A 15,445-nucleotide genomic window follows, 5' to 3' on the forward strand; every position below is an offset into this window, starting at 1 on the left:
GGGCGTCCTATGGCGGCAGGTGTCCCCGTCGGAGAGGAGCCGGTCTTAGAGGGCGAAGCGCGTGGCGTTCTTGGGGCCGTGCTTGAGCTTCAGCACTGTCGGCTCGCCATACGTGGCTGAGCCGATACTTAGCTTGGTAAAATCGAGGTCCTCGGTCCGAATGCACACCTTAATGGCGTTGACAGCCTTGTTCACATCAGGGCAAAGGCAGAAAATGTTCAGTTTTCCGTCAGAAAATTCCGAGCGGTCAACGATGCCGAGACCTCGCCAGGCCAAATGGCTGATGAGTGCGTCCTTGGCCTTTTCCTCAAGGTAGCGGTCCCGGTCCGTGCCCACTTTCGTCTTGAGTGCATACTGCGCAACCACCCAGTGCTGCTGATCATCCGGGATCTCTGCGTAGCCATCCTCGGCGCACTGCACGGCAAACGCATCCATCAGGCCCTCTGCCGCATCGGCTGCAACGTCTGTCTCATCCGTGCTGCTCTGATGCCCCACGACTCCGTGGTTCATGACGAACTGGCTGTAATCCTCGTCAAACCAGGCCTCGCGAAAATGCAGGACCTTGTCCTCGTCGCGCCTGTAGACCCTGATAATTCCGCTCATGACTGTCCTCTCGTGAACCACTCCGCCGACATGCCGGAAAGGGGGATTGCCGGACAGTGTGTGTCCGGTACATCTGTTCTTCGCATCCAGCCGTGTGATGCGGCCACCACGTCCCTTCGCGGACAGGAGCCAGCTGAGAGCAACTATATAATCGGCAGGCTGCCTGTCGCCGGGTGTTCCTGGCCCGGAAGAGGCCTCGCAAAGGGGACCTTGGTCCCCAACACCTGCGCGACGACGTCGTGAGTGATCTGCTGGGCGGTGATACCCACCCGCTCAAGGACTTCCTGGCGGCTGCCGTGGTCCAGGAACTCCACGGGAAGACCCACCTCATTGAGCGCAGTATCCACCCCGGCAGCCCGCATTTCCTGGCGAATCCGCGACCCCACTCCACCAGCCCGAACACCGTCTTCCAGGCAGATGACAAGCCGATGGTGGGAGGCGAGGGCAATGATCGACTGGCGCACGGGGAGCACCCATCGGGGATCCACCACGGTGGTGCTGATGCCTTGATCACCAAGACGATCGGCCACGTCAAGGGCCAACTCCGACATGGTGCCGACGCTGACAATCAGGACGTCATTCCCGGCAGAACCTTGCGGCCTGCGCGCGAGGACGTCAACACCATCGCTGAGTCGCTCGATGGCATCGACCTCGGCCCCGACCGTTCCCTTGGAATACCTCACGACGCTCGGCGCATCCGCGATCGCCACGGCCTCACGGAGTTCTTCGCGGAGCCTGGTTGCATCCCGTGGAGCAGCCAGGTGAAGCCCCGGAATAATCTGGACCATGGACATGTCCCACATACCGTGGTGGCTTGCCCCATCAGGTCCCGTGACACCCGCCCTGTCCAGGACGATTGTCACACCGGCCTTATGCAGCGCAACATCCATCAACAACTGGTCAAAAGCCCTGTTCAGGAAGGTGGCGTAGATTGCGACCACAGGATGCAGCCCACCAAAAGCCATGCCAGCTGCCGATGTCAGGGCGTGCTGTTCGGCGATACCGACGTCAATGACGCGTTCCGGGTGCCTGGCGGCAAACTTGTGCAGACCAACCGGAATAAGCATGGCGCCGGTGATCCCGACAATATCTGGACGTTCATCGGCAATATCCGCGATCTCGTCGGCAAAGACGGAGGTCCAGGATGCAGCCCCTGCCTCGCCGGTCGGTGCGCCGGTTTCTGGATCAATAATGCCGACCGCATGGAACTGGTCTGCGTCATGGGCGCGAGCCGGCGCATACCCGTGGCCCTTTTCCGTCATGCAGTGGACAATCACCGGACCCGCATAGGTACGGGCTGTGGAGAGCGCGTTTTCAAGGGCTGCAAGATCGTGGCCATCAACGGGCCCAATGTACTTCATGCCCAGGTCCTCAAACATGCCCTGGGGTGCCCACCAGTCCTTGATGCCCTTTTTCATGGCATGCAAGCTCTTGTAACTGAACTGGCCTACTGGGCCGCCGTTCTGGAGCTTCTTTTTGGACCAGTCCAGTGCGCCCTCGTAGGCCGGTGCTGCACGGAACGAGTCGATGGTGGGCCGCAACGACGCGAGGTAGTCAGCGAAGCCACCCACGGTTGGCGCATAGGAACGGCCGTTGTCGTTGACCACAACAACAACGCGACGGCGCTTGTCGGCGGCAATGTTGTTGAGGGCCTCCCAGGCCATGCCGCCAGTCAGTGCGCCATCGCCCACCACGGCTACCGTGTACCGATCACCCTCACCCGTCAACTGGCGGGCACGTGAGATGCCATCCGCCCACGACAGGGACGATGATGCGTGTGAACTCTCGACAATGTCGTGTTCTGATTCCGACCTCGACGGATAGCCAGAGAGCCCACCCTGCTGCCTGAGGGTGGAGAAGTCCTGACGCCCGGTCAGCAGCTTATGCACATACGACTGGTGGCCGGTATCAAAAATGACGCTGTCACGAGGTGAATCAAAAATTCGGTGAACCGCCACTGTCAGTTCCACCACACCGAGGTTCGGGCCCAGGTGTCCGCCCGTCTGGGAGACATTGCTGATGAGGAAAGCCCTGATCTCCGTTGCAAGCTGTTCCAGCTCAACCTCGGTAAGGCCTTTCAGGTCCTGCGGGTTCTGGATGGTTTCCAAGATGCCCAACGGTCCCTCCTTCGGGTGGTAGACGTGCCTGTTAACTCTAACGCCTCGCAGAAATTGCGAGACACGCAGAGCCCCGGCTGGTCGGTGACCGGCCGGGGCTCTGCAAGGGATGAACTCAGCTAGTAACTATTGATCAGCTGGCTGAGATCTGGCGCAGGACGTACTGCAGGATGCCACCGTTGCGGTAATAGTCGGCTTCGCCAGGGGTATCGATACGCAGTACAGCGTCGAAGGAAGAGGTGGAACCGTCCTCCTTGGTAGCCGTAACCTTCAGCGTTTTCGGGGTCGTACCCTCGTTCAGGACTGTCACGCCCTCAACGGCAAAGTGCTCGGTGCCCTCTAGTCCTAGCGTTGCTGCTGACTCCCCTGCGGGGAACTGCAGTGGCAGGACACCCATACCAATCAGGTTGGAGCGGTGGATGCGCTCATAGCTCTCGGCCATGACTGCCTTGACACCCAGGAGTGCCGTTCCCTTGGCAGCCCAGTCACGCGAGGACCCTGAACCGTATTCCTTGCCAGCCAGGACCACTAGCGGTGTGCCTGCTGCGTGGTAGTTCTGGGCTGCATCGTAGACATAGGCCTGTGGACCCTGGTCCTGCGTGAAGTCGCGGGTGAACCCACCCTCGACGTCCTGCAGGAGCTGGTTGCGGATACGGATGTTCGCGAACGTTCCGCGGATCATGACCTCGTGGTTACCTCGGCGTGAACCGTAGGAGTTGAAGTCCTTGCGCTCGACACCATTGGCCAGCAGGTACTGCCCGGCGGGAGTGTCCGACTTGAATGAACCAGCAGGCGAGATGTGGTCAGTGGTGACTGAATCGCCCAGCTTGAGCAGAACGCGTGCACCGGAAATGTTCTTGACGGCGTCCGGCTTGGCGGGCATGCCATCGAAGTAAGGGGGCTTCCGCACGTAGGTGGAGTTCGGATCCCAGGCGAAAGTGTCGCCGGCGGGAGTGTCGAGTGCCTTCCACCGGTCATCCCCGTCAAATACGCCTTCGTAGCCCTTGGCAAACATTTCGCTGTCAATCGAGGAGTCGATAACCTCCTGGACCTCCACGGGGTTGGGCCAGATGTCCTTGAGGAAAACGTCGTTGCCGTCAGTGTCCTGACCCAGGGCGTCAACACCAAAGTCGAAGTCCATGGAACCAGCCAGGGCGTAGGCGATGACCAGGGGCGGTGAGGCCAGGTAGTTCATCTTGACGTCCGGGTTGATGCGGCCTTCAAAGTTGCGGTTTCCGGAAAGCACAGCCGTGACCGACAGATCGTGCTCCTGAATCGCCTCGGAGATCTGGCTTTCCAGCGGGCCCGAGTTGCCAATGCAGGTGGCACAGCCGTAACCCACCGTGAAGAAACCGAGCTTCTCCAGGTAGGGGTTCAGGCCTGACTTCTCGTAATACTCCGTGACAACCTTGGAGCCGGGAGCAACAGAGGTCTTCACCCAGGGCTTGGACATCAGGCCCTTCTCGACGGCGTTGCGTGCCAACAGCGCGGCGGCGAGCATCACCGAGGGGTTGGATGTGTTGGTACAGGACGTGATGGAAGCGATGGAGACCGCTCCATGGTCCAGTTCGAACGTCCGGCCATCATCCATGGTGACGTGCACCGGATTGGACGGCCGGCCGTGGGCGCCGTCAGCAGCGGAGACCAGACGCGGGGCGTCAGTGGTCACCGAATCAGCGTGCGTGAACGACGGCGCATCAGATGCCGGGAACGATTCGTCCAGGGCCTCGTCAACGCTGCCACCACTGAGTGCCACATAGTTATGGATGTCCTTGCGGAACTGCTCCTTGGCATCCGTCAGCTCAATACGGTCCTGGGGACGCTTGGGTCCGGAAATGGAAGGAACAACCGTGGAGAGATCCAACTCGAGGTACTCGGAGAAGCGGATATCCCTTGCGGCGTCGTGCCAGAGTCCCTGCTCCTTGGCGTACGACTCCACCAGAGAGACGTTTTCTTCTGAACGGCCGGTGAGGCGCAGGTAATCGATGGTGACATCGTCGATCGGGAACATGGCAGCCGTGGAGCCGAACTCCGGGCTCATGTTGCCGATGGTGGCGCGGTTTGCCAGCGGCACTGCCGCAACACCTTCGCCGTAGAATTCGACGAACTTACCCACGACGCCGTGCTTACGCAGCATCTCGGTAATGGTGAGCACGACGTCAGTGGCGGTAGCCCCTGCCGGAATGGAACCGGTCAGTTTGAATCCCACAACGCGGGGAATGAGCATCGAGACAGGCTGGCCCAGCATGGCAGCTTCGGCTTCGATGCCGCCCACTCCCCAGCCCAGCACGCCCATGCCGTTAACCATGGTGGTGTGTGAGTCCGTCCCGACGCAGGTATCCGGGTATGCACGGGTGACTCCATCGATCTCGCGCGTCATGACGGTGCGCGCCAGGTATTCAATGTTTACCTGGTGCACAATGCCGGTTCCCGGTGGCACCACCTTGAAGTCGTCAAAGGCAGTCTGGCCCCAGCGAAGGAACTGGTAGCGCTCACCGTTGCGCTGGTACTCGATCTCCATGTTGCGTTCCAGGGCGCCGGCGTTGCCGAAAGCGTCGATCTGGACGGAGTGGTCGATCACCATTTCGGCGGGTGCCAGGGGGTTGACCCGCTTGGGGTCACCACCCAATTCCTTGACTGCCTCACGCATGGTGGCGAGGTCGACGATGCAGGGAACTCCAGTGAAGTCCTGCATGATCACACGGGCAGGCGTGAACTGGATCTCTGTATCAGGCTGGGCATCTGGATCCCAGCCAGCCAAGGCGCGCACGTGATCGGCGGTGATGTTCGCGCCGTCCTCGGTCCTCAACAGGTTCTCTAGCAATACCTTGAGGCTGAACGGAAGGTTTTCTGCACCTTCAACGGAGTTCAACCGGAAAATTTCGTATTCGGTTCCGGCTACATTAAGTTTGCCTTTTGAACCGAAGCTGTCCACAACGCTCATCGCAGGACTCCTCTCGCAACAGTTTCATCTTTGCCGCGCGGTTGACCCGTTACCAGTTAGGCAGTCCTAACGGAAATGCGGATTGCACCCCCTACCCGGAGCAGGTTGCAGGAGCAACCGTACGCGACGTGGATTACTCTCCCCCATCCTACGGGGTGGCGCCCTTGGGAGTCAGCAGCGCCACAGTTTCCAGGTGATGGGTGTGCGGATAGAGGTCAAAGGCCCGCAGTTCGGAGAGCTCCCAGCCGCCTTCCTGAACATATCCGACATCGCGCGCAAACGATGCTGGGTCGCAGGAGACGTAGGCAATGGCTTTGGGTGCCGAGGCCAGGAGCTGGCCGATGACAGCCTTGCCTGCACCTGCGCGCGGCGGATCGAGGACAATCGAGTCAAAGGACCTTTGGGCGGACCGTAGGACTTTTTCCACACGCCCCTCAATGATCTCCACCTGCGCGGCTCCGCGGACGTTCTTTCGGGCATCCCTGCTGCTGCCGGCTGCGCCCTCAATGCTCAGGACCGTGCCGCTTTCCCCCACGGCAGCGGCCAGTGGCACGGTAAAGAGACCGGCGCCAGCGTAGAGATCGGCGACTGAGGATCCATCCCGTAGGTGGCCTGCACCGGTCAAAAGTTCCAGCACGGCAGCCACCAGGGTGTCCGGGCCAGCCTTGTGGATCTGCCAGAACCCGCCACCGGAAACACGGTAGTCGTGGCCGGCAGCGGTTTCCTGGAGCCAGGTACGGCCACGGAGCTGGGTCACAGCGCCCGTCGCTGCGTCGAGGGCGGCGACAGAGGCATCCCCAGGAACCTGGGCAGCCAGCATGCGCAGCCGTCGCGGTTTTGTGCCTGCTGCCGGAACCAGGAGGACCAGGGGGGCGGAGCCATTGGCGGGTGCGGCCACCTCTACCCGTGTTATCCCGTCAAGGTCCAGGTCCCACAGGGCAAGGTCGTTGATGGCCTGCACAGCAAGCGGCATTTCCCGTACTGCAAGGATATCTTCGGAACGGTGGGCGTGCATTCCCAGGCGGCCACCACGCGTCATGGAGTAGGCTGCCCGCGTCCGCCACCCCAGACCCTCGGTGCCGCTAGCACCGAGGCGACTGCCGGCGTCGGACGCCGCATCAGGTCCAGTACCGCTAGGTTCTGACGGGGCAACACCAACCCCCTGGACCTCAACGGAGACATCGAGGCCTGCCAAACGCTGCAGCTGTTCCGTCAGCACTGCGGCTTTGAGTTCGCGCTGCTTGGCCAGTGTCATATGCCCAAACTCAGCTCCCCCCACCGGTGCATGCCCATTGGCCCATGTCCGCAGCGGATCCGCAGCATGCCAGAAGTGCTCCACGCGCTCCGGGTCGGCCGCCAGCACTTCAATGGTGTCGGCACGCCAGAATTTTGCGTTCTCACCGGCGTCGGTGATCCTGACTTTTACCTTCTCGCCCGGCACTGCATGCCGGACAAAGATGACCCGTCCCTGGTACCGGGCAACGCAGTGCCCACCGTGGGCAACCGGTCCGACGTCGATCACCACTTCGGTAGGTTGCTGGGCCTCGCTGGCTGCCGCGGAGTTGGGCTGTGTGAATTCATTCATCGCATATCCTGCATATTCTTTGCTTCTTCGGAAGATTTCAGTTGCCACGGGACGCTGGCCACCATGACGCCGGGCTCAAAGTGCAGCCGGGTCTTGATGCGGAGCGCCGTCTGGTTGTGGACCAGCTGCTCCCACCACTTACCCACTACATACTCCGGGATGTACACCACAACAAGGTCCCTCGGGGAGTCCTTTCGCATGGTCTTGACGTACTCCATGATGGGCGTAATGGTCTCCCGATAAGGGCTGGAAAGGACGGTCAGGGGAACAGGGATGTCCAGCTTGTCCCAGTCCGCAATGGTCTGCGCAGTCTCATCGGGGTCGATATCCACAGTAATGGCATCCAACTGGGACGGCCGCGATGCACGTGCGTAGGCCAGCGCGCGAAGAACAGGTTTGCGCACGTGGGAGACCAGGAGAACTGCGTGGACCCGGGTGGGCAGCGCACGTGGCGAGGAATCCTCATCCACTGCGAGTTCCTTCGCAACATTGTCATAGTGGGCCCGGATGCTCCACATGATCAGGTACAGCACCAACATGGCTAGGAGTGCAATCCAAGCACCCTGCTGGAACTTCGTTATCAGCACAATGACCAGGACAAGTGCCGTCATGCTGAAACCGATGGTGGTGATGATCCTTGACTTCATGATCTGGCGACGCACTGTCTTGTCCCTGGCCAGCTTCAGGGCCCGGCCCCAGTGCCGGATCATGCCGAGCTGGCTGGCAGTGAAGGAGATAAAGACACCAACAATGTAGAGCTGGATCAGCTTGGTGACGTCAGCGTTGAAGGAGATGATGAGCACCAGCGCCCCTGCGGCCAACGCGAGGACGCCGTTACTGAACGCCAGCCTGTCGCCACGGGTCCGCAGCTGACGGGGCAGGTAGCCATCCTGGGCGAGGATGGAGCCAAGGACCGGGAACCCGTTGAAGGCCGTATTGGAGGCAAAGACCAGGATGACACCCGTGGCGGCTACCACAATGTAGAACGGCAGGGACCCGGCCCCAAAAATAGTCTGTGCAATCTGGCTGATGGCCGGGTTCTGAATGTAGTCCTCGGGCAGTGGCTGGCCGTTGAGCAGGAACTCTGTTGCTGGATCGAGCACAATATGAACTTTGGTGGCGTTGGCCAGGTACATGATGCCGGCCAGCATGGAGGCACCAATGACGCCGAGAAGGAGCAGGGTGGTCGCCGCGTTTTTGCTCTTGGGTTTTTTGAAGTTGGGAACACCATTGCTGATGGCCTCCACGCCAGTGAGCGCCGCAGCCCCCGAAGAAAAGGCCCTGAGGAGGAGGAAGGCCCCGGCGAGGCCCACCATCCCCTCATCGAAGCCGGGGGCAGGCACGATCGTGAACGCCGCCGAGGGTGCCTCCGCGAGGGTTCCCGTGGCCGCCTGGAAGACCCCCACGGCTGTCATCCCGAGGATGGATGCCATGAAGATATATGTCGGAACGGCAAAGACGTTGCCCGCTTCCTTGATGCCCCGTAGGTTCACCAGGGCAAGGATCACGACGCCGACAGTGGCAATGATGGCCTGCCTGCCATGCAGGGAAGGTACAGCAGTGGTCAGGTAGGAAGCCGCCGAGGACATCGACACTGCGACGGTCAGGACATAGTCGACCAGAAGCGCCGAGGCCACCGTCAATCCTGCCGGCTTTCCCAGGTTGACGTTGGCAATCTCATAGTCACCGCCGCCGGAGGGGTACGCGTGGACGTTTTGCCGGTATGAGGCAACAACAGTCAGCAGAACGACCATGACGGCCAGACCTACCCAAGGCGAAAAAGCCACGGCGCTGACACCGGCGAGGGCCAGTGTCAAGAGGATTTCATCCGGCGCGTAGGCCACTGACGACAACGCATCGGAGGCAAAAATGGGCAGCGCAATACGCTTGGGAAGCAGGGTGTGGGCCATCCGGTCGTTTCTGTACGGCCTGCCCACCAGCACGCGCTTGGCGGCATTCAGAATGTTCAACACGAGGGTTCCTTGAGGCTACTCACAATGTCCCACACCGGTTGAGGACTAGAGCAACCTTACGACACGTCCGGCAGCCCGGATCTGATCCTTGGCGTTCCGGGCTGTCTTGGCACGGCGGGGAATCGCCTTTGTGCCTCGCGCCTGAAATGAATCCCCCGTGACTGTAGAGTTTTGTCCTGCAGTGCAGGGATGCAAGAACTAAGGAGATCCGCGTGGCGCACTTTGTGATCATGGGTTGTGGGCGCGTTGGCGCCACGCTCGCCCACACACTCGAAGATGCCGGCCATTCGGTGGCCATCATCGACCAGGATGACAGGGCGTTCCGGCGCCTGCGGGTAGGTTTCACCGGCCGTAAGGTCACGGGAGTGGGATTCGACCGCGACACCCTCAAGCAGGCAGGCGTGGCTGAAGCCTATGCATTTGCCGCTGTCTCCAGCGGTGACAACTCGAATATCCTCGCAACCCGGGTGGCGAGGGAAACTTTCCATGTCCCTCACGTGGTGGCGCGTATTTACGATCCAGGGCGGGCGGAAATCTACCAGCGGCTCGGGATCCCCACGGTTGCTGCAGTCCGATGGAGCGCCGACCAGGTTCTCCGCCGCATTCTCCCGGAACAACACCTGACAGGCGATTTCCGGGAACCCTCGGGCCGTTTGGTCCTCGCTGAACTTGACGTAGCCGCAGCCTGGATCGGACATCGCGTCGCTGCCATCGAAGACGCCACCGGGATCCGGGTGGCTTACCTCACCAGGTTCGGCGAGGCCATGCTGCCCACAGCTGGCACCGTCTACCAGGAGGCCGACACAGTGCACGCCATGCTTCCCATTGACAGGACCTCAGAAGTCGCCCACATTCTGGCCAAAGCGCCCGCCAAGGAGCTGTAGTGAAAGTTGTGATCGTCGGGGCTGGCAGTGTCGGTTCCTCCATTGCCCGCGAATTGCTCTCGCACAAGCACGAGATTCTGCTCATTGACGTCAAACCGGAAGTAATCGGTCGCAGCGGGCTGAGGGGTGCGCACTGGCTGGTGGGCGATGCCTGCGAACTCAGCACCCTGAAGGGAGCCAAACTGGACGAAGCCGACGTCGTCGTGTCCGCCACGGGGGACGACAAGGTCAACCTGGTGGTGTCCCTGCTTGCAAAAACAGAATTTGGTGTGGGACGGACAGTGGGTCGCGTGAACAATCCAAAGAATGACTGGATGTTCAACGATTCCTGGGGTGTCGATGTAGCTGTGAACACGCCCCAGCTCATGACGGCGCTGGTGGAGGAAGCGGTGGAGATCGGCGACCTGGTGCGCCTGCTGACACTTCAGACGGGCGTTGCTTCACTGGTGGAGTTCACAGTCCCCCACGATTCGCACGTCATTGGCGCGACCGTCGGAAGCATCAGCTGGCCCGAGGATGCCACCCTTGTGGCGATCCTGCGCGATCACGCCCCCATCACACCTACGCGTGACGAGACCATCGATGGGGGCGACGAGCTGTTCTTTGTCACCACGATTGCCGCCGAGGACGACCTCCGGGCGTTGTTGTCGCCGGAGAGCGCCGGCCACGAGGGTTCCGACGCCGAGGATGTCACCCGAACGGAATCTCACGGAGCCGACGACGATGGGTTCGACGGCTGATCGGAACCGGCGTTGACGGGCCGGGTCACCAGCCAGGCGATCCAGATCCCGAGAATGTAGAGCGGCGCTCCCATGATCAGCCGCGTCGTCGCCAGGGCGGCAAGGCCGTCCGGTCCCATCAAGTACAGCGGCACCTGGACAATCAGGCGCAAGGCCAGCACCGAGACAATGATCCAGGTACCCAGGCGGTAGGCCCTGACACGAAGTGGGTCCTTGCGCCATTCCAGACCCTCATTGCGGACAAGCCCAAACAGCAGGCCGGCAATGGGCCACCGCACGGCAATCGACAAGACCATGGCCACGATATATACGGCATTGGTCAGCAGCCCGGGCAAATAGAAGTCCTCTGCTTTGCCGGTGCTGTTGGCGAACCAGGCAGAGATCCCGACTCCCACCACCCCAGCGAGTGCCTGTGTCAGTGGCTTGCGCTGGACCAGCCGAGTGATGGTAAAAATTGCTGCCGCTCCGAGGGCCGCGATGAGCGACGGCTGGAGATCGCGGGTGAGCGTGAAGGCAACCAGGAAAACAAGACCCGGCAGGATGCTCTCCGCGATTCCCTGGACACCTCCAGCGCTCCCCAGAACATCAACATGTCCTGCCGCGGTTCGGCGCAGGCCAGCTTTTTCTGCGTAACCTTGGGCCAGCCCGCTACTCGGTTCGGCGGCGTTCGTCCGCGGTGTTTCGTCGTCGGGCGGTGGGTGTTGGGCGGACGTCATGACTTCTCCTGGCGGGACAACAATTCATAGCGGGGATTGAACATGGTGGGCATGCCCTGGTTTCGGGCCAGCATGCCCTCCAGTTGGACTTCCACCCCGGCCGCGATGCCCGGGATCCGCCGCCGGCCTATCCAGACCACCTTCAGGCGGGGCCGCCCTGCTCCAGCGGGCGCATCCGAATCCGAGACAACTGCCGTGAAGTACGACGTGCTCTCGGCTGATGGATAGGTGACAGATTCGATGTGGCCACGGCAGAGAACCCGGCCGCGCGCGGGAAGACCACTGATGGAGTGGGCCGTTCGGTGCACGTGCGGCCGGGGAATCCTGGCATGGTCAGCCAATCTGGGTAGTCTCCGGTCCCCGTTCAGGCTTACGAAGTTCAGGAGCGGCTGCCGGTGCAGCTTGTTGCGCGCCAGCCCCAGGAGGCACAGCCCCAGGAACGGGAGACTGGGCAGCCTCTTTTGGAAGCCGCAACTGGAGAAGATCCCGTGGTGGCATGGGGCTGTCTCCGCGGAGGACCACAACCTGTCGGAAGAGCGCCTCAAGATCCTTGGCTGCGTCAGCTTCAAGCGCCGCAGGTCCGCCAAAGACGCCGCGCAGGAACCAGCGGGGTCCGTCCACACCCACGAACCTGGCGACACGGTAGCCCTGGCTGCCGTCAGCGGTGGTGGCCGGCAGTTTGGCAATCAGTTCGGTTCCGAAGCTGCCTTCGACGTCATCGATCTGACCGCCCTGTCCGCCAACTGACTGGCCGATCTGGACCCGGATCTCGTCCCACAACCCCTCCGTCTTGGGTGCGGCAAACGCCTGCAGCTGAAGGCTCGAACCATTGAGGTCCAGTGTTACCGCAATGACCCGCTGCGTTGCCTCTTCAATTTCAAGCCGCAGCTGGAGGCCCTCACTGGGTGCGATCAGCAGTGCACCCAGGTCGACGTAGCCGTCGGTGCTGTCAATATCCGCGAAATCGAAAGGACCTACGGGCGCATCGCTTCCCACGGGATCCGCCGTGTCTTGAGGAGCATCAAGCTCCGCCGGTGACACCCCGGATTTGTCCGACTGGTTCTGCTTAGCTTTCTTGCCACGCCCAAAGACCATGTGTTTTCCGACTCCTCGTTAGTGTGAACATCAATCGTGTGCTGAGTATGCAGCAGGTGCTGCGCCAGTCAATGCGCTGGCGTTTGGCTCTCTGCTCCGAAACCGCCGGTGGATCCGAAGCCCCCGACGCCGCGGACTGAGGAACCGAGCTCTGGGACGGAAATGAACCGAGCATGCTCCACACGTTGGATGACAATTTGTGCAATTCTATCGCCGCGGCGGAGAACGATTGCAGATTTACGGTCCGTATTCAGGAGCGTGACCGAAATTTCGCCCCGATATCCTGCATCCACGGTTCCCGGTGCATTGACCACTGTCAACCCGTGTTTGGTGGCCAACCCCGAACGGGGATGAACCAGTGCCACAAAACCGAAGGGCAGCGCGATCGAAACTCCCGTGGGCACCAGGCGGCGCTCCCCTGGCTCAAGCACAACATCCTCGCGTGTCCGCAGGTCCGCCCCTGCGTCACCAGGGTGCGCATACGACGGCGGCTCCAGCCCGTCGTCGAGCATCTTGAGTTCGATATCAATGGTGCCCGCATCCTGGTTGGTCACGGACGAGGGCTCGGTTGGCACAGCATCTGCTGCATGGTGTTCAGTCACAATGCTTCATCCTAACTCCAGGCAGGGCGTGGCGGCACGGTGCGCGGCGGCACTGTGGCAGCCGCGACAGCCTAGAGGAATTGGGGGTGCGGGATGAAATACCCCCGCAAAGGTGGGAAGCTTGGACCATGCCCGATTCACGTTCCAGCGCCCCGAGTCCAGCCAACAACGTCAGCCCAGCTACTCCTGTTTACCGGGAAAAATTGTGGCCCGCCCTGTGGATCTGGGTTGTGGTGGCCGGTATTTCAGGCGCTGGAATCCTTGTTTTCGCTCCGATTAGCTTTGGTGCTGGCCTGACTGCGGCTGCAGTGCTCTTTGTCATCATGGCCGTACTTCTCATCCTCTCGACCCCCCTCATTGAGGTTACAGACCGGACCTTCACCGTAGGCCGGGCCACGATTGAACGTCAGTTCATTGGCGAGGTTGCTGCCTTTCGCGACGGCGAGGCAACTGCCGAGCGTGGAGTCCGGCTCAACGCCGTGGCTTACCTCTGCATCCGTGGCTGGGTCAGTCCCGTTGTCCGGGCCACCATCACTGACCCCTCAGACAGCACGCCCTACTGGCTTACTTCCAGCAGGCATCCTGAAGACCTCGTGGCGGCACTCACCACACGGCCGGAGTAGGCCTGACTGTCAAGAGCGCCGCAGCGGAAAATCGCGGCAACGTGTGATTCCCGAACGGAATATCACGGCGCGCCCTCACAGGTGCAGCACTTTACTGCCCATCAGTGGCAGAGTTTCGATAGATATTAATGCCATAGTGGAGGACTTGTATGCAGGATCTACGGCTTGTAGGCGTCCACGACGACGGAGAACATCTCCTGTTGAGCGGAGCCGGCAGCGAGATGTTCCGGCTGCCACTTGATGAGGCACTGAGGGCTGCCAGCCGCCCGGTCGCCAAGAGCCCAACGCGCAGCGCGCCCGTTGCGCTCTCGCCACGCGATATCCAGGCACGGATCAGGGCCGGAGCGACGGCGACTGAAGTATCCGAGCTCTCAGGCATCCCGTTGGCCAAGGTTGAACGCTACGAAGGGCCTGTGCTTGCTGAGCGCGATCACATTGCCCAGCAGGCTCGCAAGGTCGAAGTAGCTGCTCCCTTGGCGGGCCAGGATTCGTACCGATCAGCCTTCGGCGACGAGCCTGCGTCGCTCGATGAGATGGTGTCCCACAGGCTCTCCGCCTATGGAGTGGACCCCGCTACCGTGGAGTGGGACTCGTGGCGCCTTCCGGACGGAACCTGGGCAGTCGTCGCGCGCTTCGAAGATACCTCGGAGCACCAGAGCGCGATTGGCGAGGCACCTCCGGCCCGCTGGGTATTCAGCCCGCTCCGGAAATCGCTCCAGAATGCCAACCGCTGGGCGCAGCAGCTCAGCGAGCTTGAGCCTCTGGACGGACCGCTCCCCTCCCGCCGACTCTCAGCCGTGTCCGACCAACCCTTTGATTTTGAGTCCGACGCTGCAACCAAAAGTCCTGACGGAACCCCAACTGCCTCCCAGGTATCAGTCCCTACGCCGGAGGACGACGTGGCGTCGGCGGCAGACGCGGATGGCCTTCTGGATATGCTCCGCTCACGCAGGGGCCAGCGCCTCGGTACTGACGAAGATGGAGATGACGCTCTCGCCCTTCTCCTCACCAACGGAGTCCCCGCGGCACATCCGCGTCCCAGTGAACACCCCGACGTCGTCCAGGAGGAGCAGAACTCCCCTGCCGCAACGGGTGGCCCTGAGTCTCGTTCAGATTCGACGGAAACAGCAGAGCGCGAACGTCGGCCGTCCACGGGTTCACGGCTGAGCCTTATTCCACCGCTGCGTGATTCTTCCGACGATTCGTTAAGGCTGCACGATGGCGTCAGCACGGAGACCCGTGAGGTAACGATCCAGGCTGCGCCGACCCCTCGGGAGAATCCTTCCGGTGCAGAGGCCCCAGCCCGCCCGTTATCCGGAAAGCCGCGAAGTAGTGGCCGGAGCGGTCTGAACGAACTCCTTGGTTATGGCAGGCCACGGACGGACACGTCGGAGGGCAGCGGAGAAGACGATGCAGCATCCGATGCCAAAACACCCGAGCGTCAACCGTCCAAGCCGAAAAGATCAAGCGTACCGAGCTGGGACGACATCGTCTTCGGTACTCGAGGCGACTGACCGTTAGCTCTACCGCGCCCCGTTGCCGTGACCCGTATGCGGTCTCGCG

General features: G+C 61.5%; 13 protein-coding genes. 4 read left to right on the forward strand and 9 right to left on the reverse strand.

Features of this window, described 5'->3' with window-relative positions:
- Positions 1–45: 45 nt before the first annotated feature.
- The 5 genes from QMG79_RS07190 to QMG79_RS07210 form a co-directional block, all read right to left on the reverse strand.
- The gene (locus tag QMG79_RS07190) at positions 46–603 is read right to left on the reverse strand and encodes a hypothetical protein (RefSeq protein ID WP_283537874.1); all 558 of its coding nucleotides are present in this window, start codon (positions 601–603) and stop codon (positions 46–48) included.
- Between the two features lie 143 nt (positions 604–746).
- The gene (dxs, locus tag QMG79_RS07195) at positions 747–2,720 is read right to left on the reverse strand and encodes a 1-deoxy-D-xylulose-5-phosphate synthase (RefSeq protein WP_283537875.1); all 1,974 of its coding nucleotides are present in this window, start codon (positions 2,718–2,720) and stop codon (positions 747–749) included.
- Between the two features lie 133 nt (positions 2,721–2,853).
- Positions 2,854–5,664, reverse strand: a complete 2,811-nt coding sequence (acnA, locus tag QMG79_RS07200; RefSeq protein WP_283537876.1) for an aconitate hydratase AcnA — start codon at positions 5,662–5,664, stop codon at positions 2,854–2,856.
- 148 nt (positions 5,665–5,812) lie between these two features.
- Positions 5,813–7,249 (reverse strand): class I SAM-dependent RNA methyltransferase, encoded by a 1,437-nt coding sequence (locus tag QMG79_RS07205; protein WP_283537877.1) that lies wholly within the window; start codon positions 7,247–7,249, stop codon positions 5,813–5,815.
- A complete protein-coding gene (locus QMG79_RS07210; RefSeq protein ID WP_283537878.1) occupies positions 7,246–9,222 on the reverse strand; it encodes an APC family permease in 1,977 nt (658 codons plus the stop codon). Before QMG79_RS07210 ends, QMG79_RS07205 begins: the two co-directional genes overlap by 4 nt.
- A 212-nt stretch (positions 9,223–9,434) precedes the next feature.
- On the opposite strand from QMG79_RS07210, the gene QMG79_RS07215 reads away from it, so the two are divergent.
- Positions 9,435–10,106 carry a potassium channel family protein gene (locus tag QMG79_RS07215; protein ID WP_283537879.1) on the forward strand — a complete coding sequence of 224 codons (672 nt, stop codon included), beginning with the start codon at positions 9,435–9,437 and terminating at the stop codon, positions 10,104–10,106.
- Positions 10,106–10,846 carry a potassium channel family protein gene (locus tag QMG79_RS07220; RefSeq protein WP_283537880.1) on the forward strand — a complete coding sequence of 247 codons (741 nt, stop codon included), beginning with the start codon at positions 10,106–10,108 and terminating at the stop codon, positions 10,844–10,846. The genes QMG79_RS07215 and QMG79_RS07220 overlap by 1 nt, the downstream gene beginning before the upstream one ends.
- On the opposite strand, the gene QMG79_RS07225 is transcribed toward QMG79_RS07220, so the two are convergent.
- The 4 genes from QMG79_RS07225 to dut all read right to left on the reverse strand — a co-directional run bounded on the left by QMG79_RS07225 (position 10,813) and on the right by dut (position 13,259).
- On the reverse strand, positions 10,813–11,562 hold the full coding sequence (locus QMG79_RS07225) for a DUF3159 domain-containing protein (protein WP_283537881.1): 750 nt from the start codon (positions 11,560–11,562) through the stop codon (positions 10,813–10,815). The genes QMG79_RS07220 and QMG79_RS07225 overlap by 34 nt on opposite strands.
- Positions 11,559–11,903, reverse strand: coding sequence for a single stranded DNA-binding domain-containing protein (locus QMG79_RS07230; protein ID WP_283537882.1), 345 nt, complete (start codon positions 11,901–11,903; stop codon positions 11,559–11,561). Before QMG79_RS07230 ends, QMG79_RS07225 begins: the two co-directional genes overlap by 4 nt.
- On the reverse strand, positions 11,896–12,657 hold the full coding sequence (locus QMG79_RS07235) for a DUF3710 domain-containing protein (protein ID WP_283537883.1): 762 nt from the start codon (positions 12,655–12,657) through the stop codon (positions 11,896–11,898). The genes QMG79_RS07230 and QMG79_RS07235 overlap by 8 nt, the downstream gene beginning before the upstream one ends.
- A gap of 68 nt (positions 12,658–12,725) precedes the next feature.
- On the reverse strand, positions 12,726–13,259 hold the full coding sequence (dut, locus tag QMG79_RS07240) for a dUTP diphosphatase (protein ID WP_502934709.1): 534 nt from the start codon (positions 13,257–13,259) through the stop codon (positions 12,726–12,728).
- 128 nt (positions 13,260–13,387) lie between these two features.
- Between dut and QMG79_RS07245 the strand changes: the two genes are divergently transcribed.
- Together QMG79_RS07245 and sepH are read left to right on the forward strand one after the other, a co-directional pair.
- Positions 13,388–13,882 (forward strand): DUF3093 domain-containing protein, encoded by a 495-nt coding sequence (locus QMG79_RS07245; RefSeq protein ID WP_283537884.1) that lies wholly within the window; start codon positions 13,388–13,390, stop codon positions 13,880–13,882.
- Between the two features lie 149 nt (positions 13,883–14,031).
- Positions 14,032–15,396, forward strand: a complete 1,365-nt coding sequence (gene sepH / locus QMG79_RS07250) for a septation protein SepH (RefSeq protein ID WP_283537886.1) — start codon at positions 14,032–14,034, stop codon at positions 15,394–15,396.
- Positions 15,397–15,445 lie beyond the last annotated feature (49 nt).

It is taken from the genome of Pseudarthrobacter sp. PS3-L1, assembly GCF_030063285.1.
GTDB lineage: Bacteria > Actinomycetota > Actinomycetes > Actinomycetales > Micrococcaceae > Arthrobacter.